The organism is Pseudanabaena sp. PCC 7367, assembly GCF_000317065.1.
Lineage (GTDB): Bacteria > Cyanobacteriota > Cyanobacteriia > Pseudanabaenales > Pseudanabaenaceae > Thalassoporum > Thalassoporum mexicanum.
This window is the reverse complement of record NC_019701.1, coordinates 4,429,885-4,450,188: the sequence shown is the minus strand read 5'-3', so window position 1 is coordinate 4,450,188 and position 20,304 is coordinate 4,429,885. Positions and strand designations below refer to the sequence as shown.

Here is a 20,304-nt window from a genome sequence, read left to right as displayed (position 1 = left end):
CATGTCTGAATCTTAATTTAACCGATTGCTTGATTATCAAATCATTTTAAACATTTGCAATGCCATTATTTGAGCATTTATTTGAACATTTGAGCGCGGAGTCAATGATTGGATTAGTCATTAAAGGGATGGCGGTATTCAACCTCGATCGCCCCAGCATGGTCATAGCCGTTGCGATTGGTTTTAGGTTGAAAGCCATTAATTTCTTGAGCGATCGAGCGATCGACCTGCCAAGGTGACACAAGTAAAGAATTTGTGGGGTGATGCTTGTAGGTTTCCAGGCCACTTTCTAGATGCCGCAAGATCTCTTCCAAATTGCGCTTAATTCGATCGGCCTGACGCTCTGTGGCTAGATTGCGGTAATAGGCGCGCCGTAGCCAATGTCTGGTGGCAAATACCGCTGCCCTGGCCATGCGCAAGCCATGTTGATAACCCGCCACATATTGACAGCCTACAGCCTGGGAAATATTTGCGCCAATATTATCAGCCGCCACGATCGCCTCTTTGCCTATACTATTCTGCGCCAGCGGTTCCCACTCATTCACCATCCGCCAGACATCATCGGCAACGGTTTCGGAAAGTTTATAGGCCTTAATACTAATAGAATCAATGGTGCGCATATTTGGATCAAGTGTGGATCAAGATTGCCCTATTCGGCCGTAAAGATTTGATATGGTTGAATGTGAATCTATGCTGACTCAGGTGCTAAAGGTACTGATATGGCTGAGGTGCTTTGTTTAGATCGCAAGCATCATGCTAGTTTTGCAAAGGATTCCTCGTCAAGTTATTGCTGGATTAAAGGATTAAATTAAGTTAAACCATTGCTAAGCAAAAATTGCGCTGATTATTCTAATTACTCGGATTATGCCGATGATTCCGATCGTTTGAGCCTTGAGCATCCTAATCACAACGATCGAGGCGATCGCCATGATTACACCGATCGCTCAACCCAAACCATTAACAAAGCCCTGGTCAAGCGGGTACGTGAGCATGTAAACCCGCTTAGTGATAAGTATCGAGAACCAACCCCAGCACCCGATTGGGAGCAAGTTTATGGCGATTGGTCAAAACCCCTCAGCCTGGATATTGGCTGTGGTAAGGGTGGCTATGTGCTGGAGATGGCGAAGCTATACCCCGATCGCAACTGGTTGGGTTTAGAGATCCGCGAACCGTTGGTGCATCGGGCGATCGCCTTAAAGAATAGTCTCATGGACGAGTGCGATCTCAGCAATTTGCATTACCTATTTTGTAATGTAAACGTGACATTACCGAGCCTGTTACCCGCTGGCAAAATCCACCAGGTTTCGATTCTGTTCCCCGATCCCTGGTTCAAGCGTCGCCACAAAAAACGCCGTGTGGTGCAGCCAGAACTAGTCACATCCCTAACTAACTTGCTGGTTCCCGATGCCGAGATCTTGTTGCAATCGGATATTGAAGAGGTGGCGACTTCGATGCGCGAAGTGTTTGAGGCAAATCCTAATTTTGTGAATCAAGCCGGAATCGATAATTTTGCCAGTGCCTCGCTCTATCCTGAGCACGTAATGACGGAGCGGGAGGAATGGACGATCTCTCAGGCTAAACCTGTGTATCGGGCTTATTTAAAGTTCAAGCCAATTAATTGAGCTAGGGAAATTGGGGGAGACTGGATATTTTTTGATCATTAAGCTTGAATATCCTCAAGACAAGCAATCTATATATGTTTTTGCGATCGCCTCGCCTGCTATAGTTTTAGCCATAGCTTTTATCTCTTGCCAGAATCCAAAATATTGCCAGAAATTCGAGATTTTGAGTCCAATTTTAGTGCTAAGGCAAGAAGTTGACTGAGCCCAAACAGGCAAAATGTAAGCAATTTGAAGATTTTAATAATTTAGGTTAATTAAAAATGACCACCCATTTCATCACCGCCGAGATCGACATCAACGAGCAACCGCTCACCGTTGAAAAAATCAACCAAGAACTAGAACAACATGGCGATCCACTGCGGTGGGCAGTCACCAGCGTAGACAAAGAAAAACAAACCGCCCAGGTGGAGGCGGTGGTTACGCGGAGTGATGCGCAAACCAGCGATCGCTAAGCTCAACTTTAAACTTTGCGAAACTTTGCGATCGACTAAATTAATTAATTGAATTAGCTTTGGCCATTAAACCCGCGAGAGCCCCAATTGATTGGCAATATACTTAATTGCCGTGGATACCGCTGGAGCCACGCGATGGTCAAACACAGAAGGGATAATAAAATCTGGGGCTAACTCATCAGCAGTAACCAGAGCCGCGATCGCCTTGGCCGCCTCCACATGCATATCAGTGGTGATATGTTGCACCCTGGCATCAAGCGCACCACGCAGCACGCCGGGAAATGCCAGCACATTATTAATTTGATTGGCATAATCACTCCGCCCCGTGGCCATCACCGCCACATCATCGGCCACCAACTCCGGTTGAATTTCTGGGATCGGATTAGCCATGGCAAACACGATCCGCTTGTCTGCCATCGATCGCACCATTTCCGAGCTAACAATGTTACCAATGCTCAGCCCCAGGAATACATCTGCTCCCCTGAGTGCATCAGCCAAGTTCCCCGTCTCGATGCAGGCAAACTCCATTTTTTCGGCGTTGAGACCGCTGCGATCCTTGCAAATGATGCCGCGTGAGTCACACATCAAGATTCTGGTCGCCCCCGCTTTCTTGAGCAATCTCGCCACCGCTACCCCAGCCGCCCCAGCGCCATTGACCACAATCCGCACCGTTTCGATCGGCTTATCGACAATTTTCAGCGCATTCAGCATTGCCGCCAACACCACGATCGCCGTGCCATGTTGATCATCGTGGAAAACCGGAATATCCAATTCCTTTTGCAGCCTGGATTCGATCTCAAAGCAACGAGGCGCACTAATATCTTCCAGGTTTACGCCACCAAACACAGGCGAAATGCGCTTAACGGTTTCCACAATCTCATCTACATTCTGGGTTGCCAAACAGACTGGAAAGGCATCTAGGCCGGCAAACTCCTTAAATAGCATCGCCTTACCTTCCATTACTGGCATTGCTGCTTCAGGACCAATGTTACCCAAACCCAGCACAGCGCTACCATCAGAAACGATCGCAATTGTGTTGCTTTTGATCGTAAATTCAAATACTTTACTTTTGTCGTCGGCGATCGCCATGCAAACTCGACCCACTCCAGGTGTATAGGCCATCGCCAGGTCGTCTTGCCCCTTGAGTGGCAGGGTCGATTGAATGTGGATTTTGCCACCCTTGTGAATTTCAAATGTGCGATCTTGCACCTGCAGTAACTTAATATCGGGCAGATCTTTAACTACTACGATCAAATTCTCCACATGCTCATTACTAGAGGCATTGACCGTAATTTCACGTACGGTGAACTTACGATTTTGTTCGATCAGATCGATATGGCTGAGGTTGCCACCCTCCGCAGCTAAGGCATTAATTACAGCGGCAAGTTTGCCAGCCGTATTCGGTAGTTCGATTAACATCGATACGCTGTAACTGGGGTTGGGGGTAAGTTTTGACATAGATTAATTCAATAATATTGTGGCTTGTTTGTTTGATTGGGTGTGCCAGTAACTAAGGCTACGCATAAATAGCCGATCGGAACTAAATGTGCCACAGCGATCGCCTTGTGCCCAAATAATTCAGGGGCGATCGGTTTCGTTTGCAGGTTGCCTCGCAAATTATGGCCTAATAAATATGGCCTAATAAATTAATTATGCAAGGCTTAGGCATCTGGATTAGCGTATTTTTTAACAATTAGTCCCAACCGTGCCAAAGTTTCGGCAGGGGCTTGGCTTAGATCGGTAAAAATGCTAAATTTCAAGGCTGAATGAGCCTCGGATACAGGCGGATTAGCAGCGATCCGCTTCACTACGGCTTTAATTACTTCCTGGGCATTGGCCGAATTACGATGTAAATTTTCAATTACCATGCTGACATTAACGCTTTCTTCCTCCTCGCGCCAGCAATCATAATCGGTGACTAAGGCCAATGTGGCATAGGCGATCTCTGCTTCACGGGCTAGCTTCGCTTCGGTTAAATTAGTCATGCCGATCACCGTTGCGCCCCAACTGCGATATAAGTGGGATTCCGCCTTGGTGGAAAATGCTGGCCCTTCCATGCACACATATGTACCACCACGATGCACATTCACCTTTTCCAGTGCTAAGCTTTCCGCCGCCGTGGCCAATTCCGCCGCCAGTGCATTGCAAACCGGATCAGCAAAGCCAACATGGGCAACCACGCCATTGCCAAAATAGGTAGCAGCTCGATTTTTGGTGCGATCGATAAATTGGTCAGGAATTACCATATCTAATGGTTTGGCCGCTTCTTGGAGTGATCCCACTGCTGAAGCCGAAATAATATATTTTACCCCCAAGCTTTTGAGGGCATAAAGATTGGCTTGGTAGGGGATTTCAGAAGGTAAAAAACGATGCGATCGCCCATGCCTTGCTAAAAAGGCAACCCTTGCATCACCCAAACTACCCACAATCAAAGCATCGGAAGGCTGGCCAAAGGGCGTATCGATCGAAACTTCTTGTACATCGGTCAGGGCAGACATACTATACAAACCACTGCCACCAATTACACCGATCGCTGCTGCTGCTGTCATAGAAAATATACTTAGCTAGTTACAATAGATGAGCAGACAAAGAAAATTTGGGTATCGCTATTTACTCTTTTTCTCCTTATCTTTAAGGATTGTCGCTAGGGATTGAGTGTAATTTAACAAACCAAATTTATACTTAATGATCCTGAAATTAACACGAGCAAGCAATGATCGAATTGCTCTCGATGAATTAGCCTTGATCAGTGAATCTGCGGCTACTGAATCTAGCACAGGAGCGTGAAAATCGCCCCACTTCTTCTGTCTGCGGTTCATTCTAGGGCGTTCAGCGATCGTTGATTTGAAGCCTTCATTGGCTCCTTGCCCCAACCGCTGTTGCCCTGATTGGCTCTGTTTCACAAATAAAGTCTGATAAAAATATTGCCTTGGGCTTAATCTGCTCCAGATGAAAAAACAAGGCTCTACATGGGTAAGCTAAACTAGGTATAGCAATCGAATCATGTAGGCTTACATAATATTAGCTAGTGATAAGCACGATAATAGCCATTTTGACTGCCCCTAAACAACTTACGTTCAAGGGGATTTTGGCATAGGGCTATTACTTCTATTGTTTATTAATACTTATGCTTAATTTATGCTTAATGCCGATCGCTGGTGACCTCGAATCAATCGAGATCAATAGTTTTAGTCAAGGTAACATTAGCTTTAAGTTAGATCGTAATCTGGATTACCTTATGGTTAGCAGTATTAGACTAGCTTATTTAGGATGTGTACCTTAGAATCTAATGGTTGCTGATTTGCTCAAAGGGCATTCCCCCGATTCGCCTTTGGTTAAGACTGATTTAGGGCTGGCACCCAATTCACGAACCATTGTGACCGATAGGACTACAGTGAACTTAGGAATTCCTAGCTTGGGGCTTCTGCGTCGCAGTTGGTCTTATATACCCAAATATCCTTACCTGTGATGGGCTGCTATACTAATTTACTTGAATAACTTAAGCAAAACTAGATAATGGGATGCACTTTACGCTGAACTAAGCATATAACTATATAGTCGCAAACGCGATCATGAAGTGCTACTCTTTTGCGAATTTTTAGGAGATCGTAGATGACTGCCGATACACAGGCTGATGTTAGCCAAATTAGAGCCGCGAAAATGACATCACCCTACCGCACAACCATAGATATTAGTGATGAGGCGCTGGAACAGTTTCATCGGTGGACAGGCTATAACACTCATGACGATATGAGTAGCAACACCAGATTCCAGATGCGTGATTTCCACATTGACTTGGGTATGGCTGTCTTGGGATTTGCCGTATTATGCAATTGGAGCATCAAAGCGCGCAAAATAGACTTTAAGGGCAAAACCCACTTGCTCTATGAATTGCGTGGCTCTAGCCCACCTCAGGAAGTACCAATGTACCGGCAAAACTGCTCTGAGGAAATGGCACTGTTTTTGCATAACCGCCTGATCCGCACCCTGGACTTTTTGCGGGTTTGCTCTAAATATTCTGGTGTACCCCATGTGCATGTGATTTGTATCCGCAACTGCTATGTAATGAGTGCAGTATGGCGACCCTATCAAAATAAGCTGTGGATGATTCCGATCGACCAAGTTGAAGGTCTAGCCTTTAGTAACCACGTGATTTAATTCAAGCTGCGATCTGAATCTAAGATCTGAATATAAGATCTAAGCTTAAGTACAGCTAAGTACAGCCAGGTATGGTTGAGCTGTTTAGCAACATGGTTAATTTTTACTTGCACCTGAGCAGATTCAACCCCAGCGTAATTGCCAGCTTGAGGCAGAACGATCGCTAATTAAGCAATTGGCTCTTTAGGCGATCGATTGTTGATCACAATTTGTTAGTAACAAAAAATCAGCGTTTACAAAATATTCCAGAACTCCAGAACTTCAGTCTTAAGTTAAGTAATGCCCAATCGTAATCAATTGGGTTAATTGTTTTATTTATAATCTATATCTGATCTTGCCAGCGCCACATTTAGCAAGATCCCCTGATGCAGTTTAAAATTGACATAATTAACTAATTAACAGTAGCTAGCTTAGATTCATAATCAGCATCATTCAATCATCACGCGTAGTGGATATGGGATTGAACCAGTAAAATCAGCCTCAGCTTACGATCGCCCTGCTTCATTGAATTGATCGGCAGGCTGATGCTTTTCCGGTGTAGCCTGTAATTAGTCACTAAATTAGTGGATTAATGGATCTAATTGATTTAGAAAGTAATGACTTGCTGTCTCAAATTACGATCGGCAAATTAACCAGGGGTTATGAATTTGGCCGATCTGATCCAATTGTGTGGCTTTAACGAATTGCTTGTTTCTAAGCTGCCCCAATCCTAAATCATGGCAATGAACATGGAAAAGCCTGTTAACTCCCTTCTAGCAGAATTAAATCAGCAAGTTAGCCATATTCTAGAGGCGCAGCAGTTTAGCGATCGACTTGATTTATCTGAGTTAGGTGACTCTAACGTAGTACAAGAGTTGGCAGGATCTTTTAACCAGCTTCTGGCCTCGATCGAGCAGAAAGACAAGCAATTGCACCGCTCTGAGCAGTTATTTAAACTTATTTCCCAACATACGGCCGATTTAATTGCAGTCGTTGATGGCGAGGGCAAGCGCATCTATAACAGCCCGTCGTATCAAAGCGTACTGGGATATGCGCCAGAGGAGCTAATTGGCACAGATTCCTATACCCAAATTCACCCTGACGATCGCCACAAGGTGCAACAGATTCTAGATCAATCTTTTGCTAGTGGTGCTGGTGAGGTGCTTGAATACCGGATGCAGCATAAAGATGGGCATTTTATTTGCTTTGAATCTACAGGGATTACCCTCCAGGCGGAAAGTGGTGAGGTGGAATGCCTGGTAGTAGTGGCTCATGATATTTCTAAACGTCGCAAAGCGGAGCGAGCACTCTGGGATCGGGAAGCTTTCTTGCAGATTTTGCTAGATAATGTGCCCCAGGGGATTTTTTGGAAAGATCTAAATTCAGTCTATCGCGGTTGCAACAAAACTTTTGCGGTTTTGGCTGGCTTGGCTGATCCGCAGGAAATCATTGATAAAACTGACTATGACTTACCCTGGGCAGAGGATGCAGCCGAAAATTTCCGGGAGTTGGATCAAAAGATCATCGCATCGGGACAGCCTGAATATCACGTGATTCATTATGTTGTGACAGCTAATCAGCGCGAATCCTGGATCGATACGAACAAACTACCCCTGCGCAATCCAGACGGAGAAATTATTGGGGTAGTGGGTACCTCTGAAGATATTACGGAACGCACCAAAGCTGAGCTGGCGCTGCGGGAAAGTGAACAACGGGGCAGAATCCTGTCTGAATCAGCGTTTGAAGGAATATTAATTCAAAATAAATGTCGCGTTTTATGTGTCAATGGGGCGCTGCTGGAAATGCTGGGCTACCAAACCGATGAAATTGTCGGCATGAACACCCTGAGTCTGATTGCCCCAGAATACCGTGGTGTCTTTTGGCAAGGAATTATTTGGGATCTCGAAAAATTGCATGAGGTAGATGTTTTTAGAAAAGACGGCACCAGATTTACCGCCGAGGTACGCAGTAGGGCGATCCCCTATCAGGGCGAATATGCGCGGGTATTAGCGATCAGAGATATTAGCGATCGCAAGCGGGCAGAACTAGAACTGCAACATGCCAATGCCTATTTGAATGCGGTAATTGATAACCTCGGCGATGGTTTGCTGGTTGCCGATGCGCAAGGGAATGTGGGGCGGACTAACCCGGCCTTGTTGGAAATTTTTGATTTACGCCGTGAGCAAATTGCGGGCAAGGATAGCTGTATTGTTTTCGGAATGGAAATCAATAACCTGGTAACAAAGACCAGAACCGCGATTACGGAAATATTTACAGCCGAGATTCAACGACCCGATGGCAAGATAATTAAGGCCGTGGCCACGGCGATTTGTCAGGCTGCAAAGAGTGGGCATCAGGAAACCTGCATTGGTTCTGTTATTTTGGTGCGTGATATTACCGCCGAGAAAGAAGTTGATCAGATGAAAACCGACTTCATCACTAATGTTTCCCATGAATTGCGTACCCCGCTCACCAAGATCCTAGGGTTTATCAAACTAATCAACAAAAAGCTGGAGGATCATGTTTTTCCCAAGGTTATAGCCACCCCTGCCGTGACTGCTCCAGATCAGCCCGAAAGTAAGGAACAACGAAAGCTAAATCGATCGGTGCAGCAGGTGCGGGACAACCTGGGCATTATTAGCGGCCAGAGCCAACATTTAATGGCAATTATTACCGATGTATTGGATATTGCCCAAATGGAGGCAGGTAAATTAGATTGGCAGATGCAACCACTTGCAATTGAGGCGCTAATTGAGCAAATTATTGCCACCAAGCTAGAGCAAATTCAAGCCAAGGGTTTAGAACTAACTCAAGAGTTTGCACCAGATTTGCCCTTGGTGCATGGCGATCGTGGCCGCCTCATCCAGGTCATGAATAACTTGCTTGCCAATGCAATTAAATTTACTGAGGATGGCAGGATTATTATCAAAGTAACAACCGATGCGGTGGGGCAAAATGTGGTGGTGAGTATAATTGATACGGGTGTGGGGATAAGTTCTAGCGATCGGAATCATTTGTTCTTGAAGTTTAAACAGGTGGGTGATGTACTCACTAATAAACCCCAGGGGACTGGATTAGGGCTATCGATCTCCAAGCAAATCATTAATCATCACGGCGGCAAGATATGGGTTGAAAGCCAGTTAGGACAGGGCAGCACCTTTTCATTCTCGCTGCCGGTGGCCAAAATCTCGAAACCTAGTAAACCTAGTGATTGACTACTAATTGACGACTGCCTGAGCTAGAGCCTTGAGTAAGTGACGGTGGCGATCGCCCTTGGTCACAAATTCAATCTGGCGCTGGTCTGGATTAATGGGATCACTTTGCAGCATAATCCTTAAATAATCGGTTGGCTTAGGATCTAAACGCTCAGCCCATTCGATCGCCACCACCCCCAAAGGAAAATCAATGCCGCGCCAATATTCTTGCACATAAAGACCCGACACCTGCTCTGGCTCTAATCGATAGAGATCCATATGATAGAGTGGCATCCTGGCGGGATTGAGCGCATCTACACAATATTCATCGATCAAGGTAAAAGTTGGGCTGGTAATAGTTTCAACAATCCCCAATCCTTGACCCAAACCTTTTACAAAAGCCGTTTTGCCGCTGCCCAGATTGCCCTCCAACAACAAAACTGTACCCGGCTCAATCAGGGTAGCCAGGGTTTTAGCGATCGCCATAGTGCCGTCTAGGTCTGGGGCAATTAGAGTAAGTTGCGGATCAGACTGAGGTGAGTGGGAATCTAAGGCTGAATCTGACATAACTCAAGTTGACGCTAAGATTAGTTTAGTTATCTGGAACAGCGGGATCGGTAGGCACGGAATCTGGGGCAGGGTTGACCAAGTTATCATTGGGGGGCAAAAAATCACCCACAGTCTCGCCCACATCATTATTATTATCACCAGGGCGATCGCCATCGACAGGCCTGGCTACATTTTCTATTTCTAGATTAATAGGGCGTTTAGCTTTGCGGAAAATAAAATCCTGATAGAGTCGAGATTGCCGCTCTGTAATTGGCTCAGCTAGATCAACAGTTAGTAAAACCCTTGGCCTGAGTTCCGACCAATCAATTTGACTGTTAATTAATTGCCCCTGTGATAGCAGTAGTTCTAACTCTCTAAAACTGGTATATAGTTTTGCTTCCAGATCTGCTTTTTGTCTAACCTGATCAAAATTAAAGCCTCGCACCAGAATAGATCGATTAGAGCCTGAGCTAGATAATTCTGGCCTTTGCACCTCAAAGCTCAGTTCAAATAGCTCGTCCATGGCCTGGGTATAGATTTGTTCAAGTTCCGATCGCTCCGCTGCGGTAACAGGTTTACTAGCATTAATAATCAATTTAAGTTGAGGTGGCTCCGCTTGCCAATCAACTTCTGTTGCCAGAACTTGCGATCGCTCCAGTTCAAAATTAGACGACACAAAACGGGGGAGCTCAGAGGCATAGTTGCTGAGTTGATTGCCACTAATTGCCTCCCAGAAATGATAGGTTGGGATGCTAATCAAGCGTGCCACTGGTTCCCGTTCCACCCGTCGCACCTGGCTAAGCTCTAAGACCAAGCGGAATGGTCTACCCATTTCCTGCTCAATGAAAGTTTCCAAGAGCCTTACCTGTTTTGGTGTGATTTCAACGGCGCTGCTAACGATTAATAGTACCTCCGGTGGATTAGCCAGCCAGTTAACATCACTTTCAATAATTTGCGCGCGTTCAAAGGTGATCGTGCGGTTTTGCAGAGCATTTTGCACACTTTTTTCCAGCCGCGATTGGGTAATCAATTGCAACAGGCTACCCAGCAGGGGGAACAACAATACGGCAGTAGAAGCAGTGGCAAAGGCGATCGCCCGTCTTGCCCGTGACAGTGGGGTGTAGCCAGCCGCCAAAAAAGTGAGCATACAGGACAAAGTAATCCCAAATAAATTGGTGCAAAACAGCAAGGTTGCGCCTTGGCTGAGTTCCCAATCACCCTGAGCCAAACCTAGCCCAATCACACATACAGGTGGCATCAGGGCAACGGCGATCGCAGTACCAGCAACAGCACTGGAAATTTTAGGTTGTACTTTGGCATAGCCACTAATCCCACCAGCCACCACCGCTACACCTAGATCTAACAAAGTAGGGCTGGATCTTGCCCAAACCTCACTACCATAGGTGGGCAAACCGACCGATAAACTAATCAAGCAAGCCAGGGCGATCGCCACAACAATACCAACGATCAGTGCTTTTAATCCCTCACGCAAGAGCTTACCTTCGCCTTCTAGAGCACCAAAGGCAATGCCACGGATTGGCAACATCAACGGGGCAACGATCATTGCACCAATAATTACGGCGGCACTGTTGGAAAGCAGGCCAAAGGTGGCCAGCGCACAGGAACCAAAGATCAAAGCAATATAACCCTGGTCTAGGGTTGACTCGGCTAATAAGTCATTGACCAGTTGCTCGACCATATCTTTGGGAACGCGGCTGCCTGGAGTCTTCTTGGGGCGTACCCGGCGTACCCGATAGCGACGTGGTTTTTTGTACAAGCCCTTTCACCTCCCCTTGTGGAAATATGGAGGAATACAATCAATCGCCAGTCTACTCGATTTTGAGCTTATTTGGTAAATGCCAGACTTAGCAGTTATTGATGGCAATTGCGAGACTCTGCTCTTGAGCTTATGGCCAAAACAAAATTTAAGTTCGCTAACTTAAATCACATTAATAATATCCAAGAAAATCAGGCGAAGCACCTGGTTGTCCTCATTTTGATGTATATGCACAGTAGGCTATTTAAAAGTTAAACAATCGTCTTCAACTGCGATCTTGATCTGGTGTCCTGGTGGAAAAGCACCCTCCAGGATTTTAGTGGCGATCGGGTTTTCGATTTCGCGCTGAATTGCTCGACGCAACGGCCTGGCACCAAACACAGGATCATAGCCAGCTAGGGCAATATAATCCAGGGCTTCTGGTGTGATTACAAAACTGATTTTTTGATCGGCTAAACGCGACTCCAGACGCTGGATTTGCAGATCAGCGATCGACCTGATTTCTGACTTGAGCAAGGCATGGAAAATAATTGTGTCATCGATCCGATTCAGGAATTCGGGGCGAAACCGCTTGCGCAACGCTGTCATCACCAGGGTTTGCATTTCCTCATAGCGATCGTCGTCGCCAGCAACTTCTAAAATATGATCGCTGCCAATATTACTGGTCATAATGATCACAGTATTTTTGCAATCGATCAGCCTGCCCTGGCTATCGGTGATCCGGCCATCATCCAGCACTTGCAGCAAAATATTAAACACATCGGGATGGGCTTTTTCCACCTCATCAAACAGCACCACACAATAGGGATGGCGGCGGACGGCCTCAGAAAATTGCCCCCCTTCTTCATAGCCCACATAACCTGGTGGCGCACCAATTAAACGAGATACCGAGTGCTTCTCCATATATTCAGACATGTCCAGTCGCACGATCGCATCTTCGGTATCAAACAGAAATTGCGCCAGGGCTCTGGCCAGCTCAGTTTTACCAACTCCAGTCGGGCCCAGAAACAAAAACGAGCCGATCGGTCGATTGGGATCTTTCATGCCTGCTCTGGCACGGCGGATCGCCGCTGAGACTGATTCCACTGCCTCCTCTTGGCCAATCACCCGTTCATGGAGGTGTGATTCTAGCTTGAGCAATTTCTGGCGTTCTGATTCTAATAGGCTCTTAACCGGAATCCCCGTCCATTTGGCCACGATCTCAGCAATATCATCTTCGCTGACCTGTTCGCGGAAAAGGCTATAGCCATCGGATCTCGCCTTGCTTAGCTCTAGCTCCGCTTCGTCCAGTTGCTTTTCGAGATCGGTTAACTTGCCATATTTCAGTTCTGCCGCTGAACTGAGGTCATAATCGCGTTCGGCCTGCTCAATTTGCAGCTTAATATGATCGATCTGCTCCTTCAGGTTTTGCAAATTGTCGATCGTTTCCTTTTCGCCCTGCCAACGCTTACTTAATTCCGTTTGCTTAACTTGTAAACTAGTAATCTCTTCATTAATCCGCTCCAAGCGCTCCAGGGTGGCCTGGGCACTTTTATTTTTATAAGATATCTTGCCCCCTTCTTCGACCCGATCGAGGGAGGCGATCGCATCGGTTTCTTCTTTTTTGAGCGACAAGCGCTCCATTTGCAATTGCATCAGACGGCGATCGATTTCATCCAGTTCGATCGGTTTGGAGGTAATTTCCATTTTGAGCTTGGCTGCCGCTTCATCCACCAGATCAATCGCTTTGTCTGGCAGAAAGCGATCGCTAATATAGCGATTGGATAACACTGCCGCTGCCACCAGGGCGGAGTCGGAAATATTAACGCCATGATGCACTTCATAGCGCTCATTTAAACCCCGTAAAATCGAGATCGTATCTTCAACGGTGGGTTGATCGACCACAATTTGCTGGAATCTCCGCTCCAGAGCCGGATCTTTTTCAATGTGCTTGCGATATTCATCCAGGGTGGTTGCACCAATACAACGCAGTTCACCTCTGGCTAGCAAAGGCTTGAGCAAATTACCCGCATCCATCGATCCCTGGGTAGCTCCTGCCCCCACCACTGTATGTAATTCGTCGATGAACAGCACAATCTGCCCCTCAGAGGTAATAACTTCCTTGAGCACCGCCTTGAGCCGATCTTCAAACTCACCGCGATACTTAGCGCCAGCGATCAATGCGCCCATATCCAGGCTAAACAGGGTACGGTTTTTGAGCGATTCGGGTACATCACCACGAATGATCCGCTGTGCCAGACCTTCGGCGATCGCCGTTTTACCGACTCCTGGCTCACCAATTAAAACCGGATTATTTTTAGTCCGGCGAGAAAGCACCTGAATCACCCGCCTGATCTCATCATCACGGCCAATTACCGGGTCGAGCTTGCCTTCTTCGGCTTGGGCAGTGAGATCGCGGCCAAATTTTTCGAGCGCGGCATATTTGGCTTCGGGGTTTTGGTCAGAGACGGTTTGATTACCCCGCATCTGCTTGATTACTGCTTCGACGGTCTCTTGATCTAGATTCAAACTACGACTGAGGCGGCGACCAAAGCGATCGTCATCGAGCCAGGCAAGCAGCAAATGCTCAACCGAAATAAATTCATCACCAAATTGTTGACGGGATTGATCGGCACGATCGAGCCAGGTTTCAATACTCCGCCCCAAATATAATTGCTCGATGTTGGCTACACGGGGTTGTTGGCGCAAAAAATCTTCAGCTTGCTTAATCAGCCGGGCGATCGGCACCGATAGAGCAGTTAATATTTCTGTGGCCAAGCCTCTTTGCTCTAGCAGCGAGATCAACATGTGCTCCGACTCTAGCTGCTGATGCTGGGCACGTCTGGCCACATCTTGCGATTTAACGATCGCTTCCCAGGCTTTTTCTGTAAATTTGTTTGGATCGGACGGCTGCATTATTTATTCGCGGTTTTGCTCTTAATACTAAAAATATGCTAATTGCTTTTTGAGATTACTATCACTGCGCTTGGTCAAGTTAATTGTGAAGGATTTAAGGATAGTGCTATAGAAGGAAAGAGCTTCGACATAGGACGTTTGCGCTATTTTCGATCATATGGCTAAAAAGTATTACATGCGCAGGACTACCGGATTAAGCTAGTCCAAAAAGTTCTGATGGTAATCTTTTATGATCCCAGTAATCAGTCGATTTAATTTTGACCAATTATTACCTTATTACCCGATCGAGAATTTGGCTTTGTAAGCTGAACCCCTAAGATCAATTCTAATCATCTATCTACTAGTCCACTAGGAAATTATGATAGATACCGATCGGATCAGAGCGGATAGACATCTAGATGACAATCCCTCATATTCAATCGGTCAATTTAAAGGTCAATCACCGACAATCCTGATTGCGTTGCTGAATGAATTAGCAATCTTCCAGAGCTAAATCAAGACGCTAATCACCATCAAACAGTACCGTAGTGCAAAGCCACACCAGGTAAAATACCTCTTTGTGCATAGTCCAGAGGGAGAGTAGGAACCACAGGTCGATCGGGCAAAAGATAGAGTTGATAGCAACGAGACTAAGTTTAATTCTTTTTTTTTAGTCCAAAACCGTTTAAATAATGAATATTTTATTTTTTTTGGAAGGAGTTGCTTTGGCTTAAATTACAGGAATATAACTTTTCACTGCGAAATATTAAGTTTGAGCCGATCGATAAGCTGCTTATTTTTTTTTGCCACCAATAATTTCACTTCATGCGCAAATTTAGAAATAAATTGACAGGGCTAGTTGCTTTTGATTTAGATCCTAAATTCAGGGTTAACTTACTTCTCAAGTCATACATTTAAGATTGCCCATTGCTGTAATCAATGACACATATAGAGTCTAGTCAAGATTTTGGACATCCAATAATTTCAGCAAAGCGGTGTTTACAAGAAGTTGGAGATGTTAAATTTTAAGGTTAAATATCTGAGCCGATCGATGGCGTTTTTCAGGGTTTGGCTTAGCGATCACAACTTATTCATTCAAAAGACTGCTTTTGCACGCTATAACCACACAAATAGGTATAAAAACAATATTAAGAGATAGGTAGCTCCACTTGCTCGTGACCTGATTAGCAGATTAGAATACAAAATCGGCACTAGTGTAAGTATTTATGCCTTATTTATGCCTTACAGAGCCTGCATTAAAGACCACTGACAAATACTTAATTAGTAAATAATTAGTAAATAGCAACGGGGAAAATCACCCTGAGGACAGATTGGCTTTGCCAGCATTAACCTAAATGCTTGAGATATGGTCAAATATCCCTTGTTGGGTTTGATTCATTTTAGCTATGACTATGATTAAATCACTTCTGCCTCGTGTCGGCGTATCATGTGTCCTGTTGCTAACGTTGCCGTTGGCATCCGACGAGATCGTCAACTACTTTCAAGCACCCCACATTTTTGGTGGAGTTGCAGCGATCGCATCCTGCATTGGTGCTTGCCTGCCGGTTCTTACGATCTTCAAAAATTCGGACTAATTGTCTAGAGCGTCTAAGTACACAAGTACAACTAATAGCCATAACATTTAAATATGAATGCTGTGAATGCTTAAGTATAGAAATTAGAAATGCTTTAGATCGAAATGGTTGAGAATTCTCTGGGGGGATTGGCCTTAATCCATTAGTAATTTTAAGCGGCTACTTCTAGCCTTTTAGTTCTTTATTTCAGCTCTCTAAGACGTTTTTGTTCATCTTCACCAAAAGACTCGTTCTTGACAACAAACCCGACAAGTTAGCGAAGAGCGATCGAGGTTTTAATTTAAAGTTTGCAAATTAGATACGGTTAATTATTTTGGATAGTCTGGCGATCGGCAGTTTGGGTTTAAATATTTTCCTCGGTCTAGCAATCTTCTTGTTTGTGGTGCGGATCGTATTGACCTGGTATCCCCAAGCGCAAATGGAGCAATTTCCCTATAACATCGTGGCGATCCCCACGGAACCATTTTTAGCGCTGCTACGGAAACTGGTGCCGCCGATCGGTGGCGTGGATATTACCCCGGTGATCTGGGTGGGGATATTCAGCTTGCTGCGCGAAATTTTGCTGGGGCAACAGGGCTTGCTAACGATGCTGAGCTATAACTAACTAAATATTAGACTTCATGCCCAAATGCTTAAAATTTAAGTGCTTATTAAGTGTTTAAAATAACGGTTGAGTTTGTGGTTTACTTTACCCAAATTTGGTTTTAGCAAGGGCTTGATTGATTTTGTTATTTTGTTTAGTAATCTTAGATTAAATCTAATTATTAATTAAATCATGCGTGTCCGCCGCCTCAACCCCAATCAAGCCTGTAATCAAAACGCTTATGAGATCGCTAGCGCTGATTCTACGCCAGCCAACATCCTAGAGAAAATAGTTTGGCATAAAGAGCGAGAAGTGGCGCAAATGTATGCGCAATTGCCGATCGCCCAAATTAAAGCTAAGCTAATTGCTCATCAAAATGAATTGCCGACCAGGGATTTTGTAGCAGCACTACGCCAGAGCCCCACTAAGCCAGCCCTGATTGCAGAGGCCAAAAAAGCTTCACCTAGTCGTGGCCTGTTGCGCCCTAATTTTGATCCCGCTGCGATCGCCCAGGGCTATGCCGCTGGTGGTGCTAGTTGCATGTCAGTGCTCACCGATGCGGAGTTTTTTCAGGGTAGCTTTAATAATTTGCGCCTGATTCGGAATGCGGTTGATCTGCCATTGCTTTGCAAAGAATTTATTATCGACCCCTATCAAATTTATCTGGCGCGTTTGAATGGGGCGGATGCGGTGTTGTTGATCGCCGCAATTTTGAGCGATCGTGATCTGGCTGATTTCCAAACACTGATTCGATCGCTGGGGATGATCGCCCTGATCGAAGTCCATAACTCAGCGGAACTACAGCGGGTTTTAAAGTTGCCCGATCTGGCATTGGTGGGAATCAATAACCGCGATCTGCAAACCTTTACGGTAGACATCAAACAAACAGAATTACTACTAGCCGAAGTAGAGTCCGCAGTTAAATCCCAGATCCTGTGGGTGAGCGAGTCGGGGATTTATACCAACGCGGATTTAAAGTATGTGCGCGATTGTGGTGCTGGTGCAGTGTTGGTGGGTGAGTCGTTGATTAAGCAATCAGATTTAGAGCAGGCAGTTAAAGATTTGATCAATAAATGATTAGCGAAAGCTCAATACATAGTTTTAATAAATGGTTTAAAAAGAACCTTGCTTTAGCCATATCTTCAGGTGCTGGAATTGCTTTTATTCTAGCTGGCCAAAATACGGGCAATCAGATCTATTCTGCAATTGGTGGCGCTGTGTTTGGAGCTTCGATTGGTGGGATAGTAGCGAGAACTGATGCCAACGAAACTTATGAATCAATTTTAGAGCTTATCAAAAACAGCGTGGAATCCAGGCTTTTATCTGATACCAATGAAAAGAATATTCAGATCCTTAGAAGGAAATGGCACTGTTACTGGGTTACAAAGATAGATGGAGAAATAGTTTGGAAGTATGGAACTGTAGATTTTTCCAATACCTTAACACCTGGTAAACTTCATTCCAAACTTCAAACTTATGACAAAAATAATGAACCTGGAGAATATTTGATGCAAGGAGTAATCTATAATGATCGCACAATATTTTTAGGTAATTCTTCCTATAGTACAGAGTCATGCTCTTTTGAAATATATCCTTCTATGGCAAGATCTCCAAAAGGTAGTCGACATTTCGGAATTGGTTTGTATACTTCATGGGACGGAAGAGATGGGTTGTTCCCAGTAATTATGTCTCCAAATATGTTGACTTTTTCTTGTATAGAGTCACATGATATTCCTCAACCAGGTAAAACCGTCAGTGAACTTTATGCTCAAGCTTTAGATGAAATCTGGAGAAAGGGCTTTAGTCATATTGCGCCAGATGGGATGGACGTAAGCACATGGCAGCGAAAGAATGAATAGCTTGAGCTTGTTTATTATTTAATTCAATTTAGCTAAACTATAAATGCCCCCGATCGGCGATGTGATTAGCAATCAACGTCACACATTGGCTAATTGCCGCATCACTACCAGTACTGTCCACCACCGTGATTACATAGGGCCTACCCTTTACCTCCAATGCCACCGTAGTGCCCAGTGCCTTTGAGGTTTGGCCAGTTTTTTCACCCACCCAACGCGCCGCCTTTGCTTTTTTTACGCCATCAAAGCCCAAGGCACGATCGCGTTGCAGCCGTAATGACTTAGCCAACACCCGATCGCCAGCATGTTCTTGGCGATAGATTTGCACCATCATCTGGGTTAGTTCATCGCTGGTTAGCTGATTGCGACTTTTGCCAGGATTGGCTGGCATAATCTGATCGCCCATCAGTTTGAAGTTAACTTCCGAATCAGCAAACCCCCGCTGCTGCAACACCTGGTTAATATAATCACTGCCGAGATAGTCAATTAATTGATTGGTGGCAATATTACTACTGCTGGCGATCATTTCGGTTAGCAGGGTATGCAGGGTATATTCCTGCCCATAAGAAATTGTACCCAGGCGATCTTCGGTGAAGTTGCCAGCATCAACCTTGATTTTGGTGCTCAGGCCAATATTCTGCTCATTTAGCTTTTGCATCAGGGCTACAGCCACTGGTACTTTGATCAGGCTGGCTGGATCTGGCATCAGCCGATCGCCATTCATACGGCGACAACTGCCATAAACTCGACATACTGTAATTGTGGCATTGGCAGATAAGCCGCTTTGTTGAGCAATCGGGATCAAAAAACCCGATCGGCCTATTTCCCAGTCATAGACTGCTTGGTTAAGAAAAACGCTATTGTGAACCACTGGGATCGTGGTATTGATTACTAATTTTGGCTTGGCAGGCTGGGTCAGGCTGGATATGGCCAAAAGCGATCGCTGCCAGAATATTTGTAATTGACTGGAAATTAAATCTTGATAATGGTTAGGGATCGTATCTTCGGTAACCAGACTCAGCCCCATGCTAATCAGCAATTGCCCTGCTTCATTTTCATTGGGGACAGGATTATGCTCAGCAGTAGTAGCGACCTGGTCTGTCTTGCTGATGACAGGGCTTGAATCAGGACTTTTACTTTTAACTTGATTTTTGTTTTTTTGAGGCTGACGGGGAGGGGCGATCGCATAGGTAGGCTGCCCAATCATGATCGATCGATCGCTTGCACTGACCAGTGGATTAGGTGCTGTCCGAACTGGCAGCAAGCCCAAAACACCTAAAAAAACCGTAGCAGCTAGTCCCACCCTGGTCAGTTTACTTGCTGGTGCTGAGTGGTTTGAACTTAGGGAAGGCTGCGCTATTTTTACCTTGCCTTGATCTCCAGTCCTAGCAGATTGCATCAAAAAATATCAGTAAATATTGGTTAGGGGAATTGGTTGAATCGAAACTCTCAATTTAAGCAAGTATGCTTACATACCTAGCTCTATGATGCAGCGATTAAATGGAGGAATGACGATCGCTTGCGGCAAAAGAGTACAAAACTTGATTACAGCCACAACTCGATCCAAATTGCTCTATAGATATTAATGGCTTTCCCTGCTAAATATTGTTAAATATTTAATATTTTGACGACTAAATCAGGCATTAATCTAGCCTCAAGTGGCAA

At 45.2% G+C, this 20,304-nt stretch carries 16 protein-coding genes; 7 read left to right on the top strand and 9 right to left on the bottom strand.

The window, feature by feature from the left end; all coding sequences use genetic code 11:
• Positions 1 to 113: 113 nt before the first annotated feature.
• Complete coding sequence (locus PSE7367_RS20760) at positions 114 to 620, bottom strand: four helix bundle protein (protein ID WP_015166748.1); 507 nt, start codon at positions 618 to 620, stop codon at positions 114 to 116.
• Positions 621 to 821: 201 nt separating this feature from the next.
• Between PSE7367_RS20760 and trmB the strand changes: the two genes are divergently transcribed.
• Together trmB and PSE7367_RS17885 are read left to right on the top strand one after the other, a co-directional pair.
• A complete protein-coding gene (gene trmB / locus PSE7367_RS17895) occupies positions 822 to 1,622 on the top strand; it encodes a tRNA (guanosine(46)-N7)-methyltransferase TrmB (protein WP_015166747.1) in 801 nt (266 codons plus the stop codon).
• A 260-nt stretch (positions 1,623 to 1,882) separates the two neighbouring features.
• Positions 1,883 to 2,074 carry a hypothetical protein gene (locus PSE7367_RS17885; RefSeq protein ID WP_015166746.1) on the top strand — a complete coding sequence of 64 codons (192 nt, stop codon included), beginning with the start codon at positions 1,883 to 1,885 and terminating at the stop codon, positions 2,072 to 2,074.
• Positions 2,075 to 2,140: 66 nt separating this feature from the next.
• Here the strand turns inward: PSE7367_RS17885 and PSE7367_RS17880 are convergent, their stop codons facing one another.
• Genes PSE7367_RS17880 through PSE7367_RS17870 form a run of 4 tightly spaced genes read right to left on the bottom strand, consistent with a single transcriptional unit; the run spans position 2,141 to position 4,977 of the window.
• On the bottom strand, positions 2,141 to 3,532 hold the full coding sequence (locus tag PSE7367_RS17880) for an NAD-dependent malic enzyme (RefSeq protein ID WP_015166745.1): 1,392 nt from the start codon (positions 3,530 to 3,532) through the stop codon (positions 2,141 to 2,143).
• An 8-nt stretch (positions 3,533 to 3,540) separates the two neighbouring features.
• Entirely contained in the window at positions 3,541 to 3,690 is a 150-nt protein-coding gene (locus PSE7367_RS22200; protein WP_156800427.1) for a hypothetical protein, read from the bottom strand.
• Between the two features lie 45 nt (positions 3,691 to 3,735).
• Positions 3,736 to 4,623 carry an S-methyl-5'-thioadenosine phosphorylase gene (locus PSE7367_RS17875; protein WP_015166744.1) on the bottom strand — a complete coding sequence of 296 codons (888 nt, stop codon included), beginning with the start codon at positions 4,621 to 4,623 and terminating at the stop codon, positions 3,736 to 3,738.
• Positions 4,624 to 4,680: 57 nt separating this feature from the next.
• A complete protein-coding gene (locus PSE7367_RS17870) occupies positions 4,681 to 4,977 on the bottom strand; it encodes a hypothetical protein (RefSeq protein ID WP_041698603.1) in 297 nt (98 codons plus the stop codon).
• 709 nt (positions 4,978 to 5,686) lie between these two features.
• Here PSE7367_RS17870 and PSE7367_RS17865 point away from each other — a divergent pair.
• The gene (locus PSE7367_RS17865; RefSeq protein WP_015166742.1) at positions 5,687 to 6,232 is read left to right on the top strand and encodes a hypothetical protein; all 546 of its coding nucleotides are present in this window, start codon (positions 5,687 to 5,689) and stop codon (positions 6,230 to 6,232) included.
• A gap of 728 nt (positions 6,233 to 6,960) precedes the next feature.
• Positions 6,961 to 9,426 carry a PAS domain-containing sensor histidine kinase gene (locus tag PSE7367_RS20755; RefSeq protein WP_051038037.1) on the top strand — a complete coding sequence of 822 codons (2,466 nt, stop codon included), beginning with the start codon at positions 6,961 to 6,963 and terminating at the stop codon, positions 9,424 to 9,426.
• 3 nt (positions 9,427 to 9,429) lie between these two features.
• Here the strand turns inward: PSE7367_RS20755 and tsaE are convergent, their stop codons facing one another.
• From tsaE to PSE7367_RS17845, 3 genes are all read right to left on the bottom strand, one after another.
• Positions 9,430 to 9,972, bottom strand: coding sequence for a tRNA (adenosine(37)-N6)-threonylcarbamoyltransferase complex ATPase subunit type 1 TsaE (gene tsaE / locus PSE7367_RS17855; RefSeq protein ID WP_015166740.1), 543 nt, complete (start codon positions 9,970 to 9,972; stop codon positions 9,430 to 9,432).
• A 25-nt stretch (positions 9,973 to 9,997) separates the two neighbouring features.
• Positions 9,998 to 11,731, bottom strand: a complete 1,734-nt coding sequence (locus PSE7367_RS23015) for a DUF389 domain-containing protein (protein WP_015166739.1) — start codon at positions 11,729 to 11,731, stop codon at positions 9,998 to 10,000.
• 240 nt (positions 11,732 to 11,971) lie between these two features.
• Positions 11,972 to 14,626 carry an ATP-dependent Clp protease ATP-binding subunit gene (locus PSE7367_RS17845; RefSeq protein WP_015166738.1) on the bottom strand — a complete coding sequence of 885 codons (2,655 nt, stop codon included), beginning with the start codon at positions 14,624 to 14,626 and terminating at the stop codon, positions 11,972 to 11,974.
• A gap of 1,887 nt (positions 14,627 to 16,513) precedes the next feature.
• Between PSE7367_RS17845 and PSE7367_RS17840 the strand changes: the two genes are divergently transcribed.
• From PSE7367_RS17840 to PSE7367_RS17830, 3 genes are all read left to right on the top strand, one after another.
• Positions 16,514 to 16,804, top strand: coding sequence for a YggT family protein (locus PSE7367_RS17840; RefSeq protein WP_015166736.1), 291 nt, complete (start codon positions 16,514 to 16,516; stop codon positions 16,802 to 16,804).
• A gap of 171 nt (positions 16,805 to 16,975) precedes the next feature.
• Positions 16,976 to 17,860 carry an indole-3-glycerol phosphate synthase TrpC gene (gene trpC / locus PSE7367_RS17835; RefSeq protein ID WP_015166735.1) on the top strand — a complete coding sequence of 295 codons (885 nt, stop codon included), beginning with the start codon at positions 16,976 to 16,978 and terminating at the stop codon, positions 17,858 to 17,860.
• A complete protein-coding gene (locus PSE7367_RS17830) occupies positions 17,857 to 18,642 on the top strand; it encodes a hypothetical protein (RefSeq protein WP_015166734.1) in 786 nt (261 codons plus the stop codon). Before trpC ends, PSE7367_RS17830 begins: the two co-directional genes overlap by 4 nt.
• 37 nt (positions 18,643 to 18,679) lie before the next feature.
• Here PSE7367_RS17830 and PSE7367_RS17825 read toward each other — a convergent pair whose 3' ends face one another.
• Positions 18,680 to 20,038: a serine hydrolase gene (locus PSE7367_RS17825; RefSeq protein WP_015166733.1), complete on the bottom strand. Its 1,359-nt coding sequence runs from the start codon at positions 20,036 to 20,038 to the stop codon at positions 18,680 to 18,682.
• Positions 20,039 to 20,304: the final 266 nt, after the last annotated feature.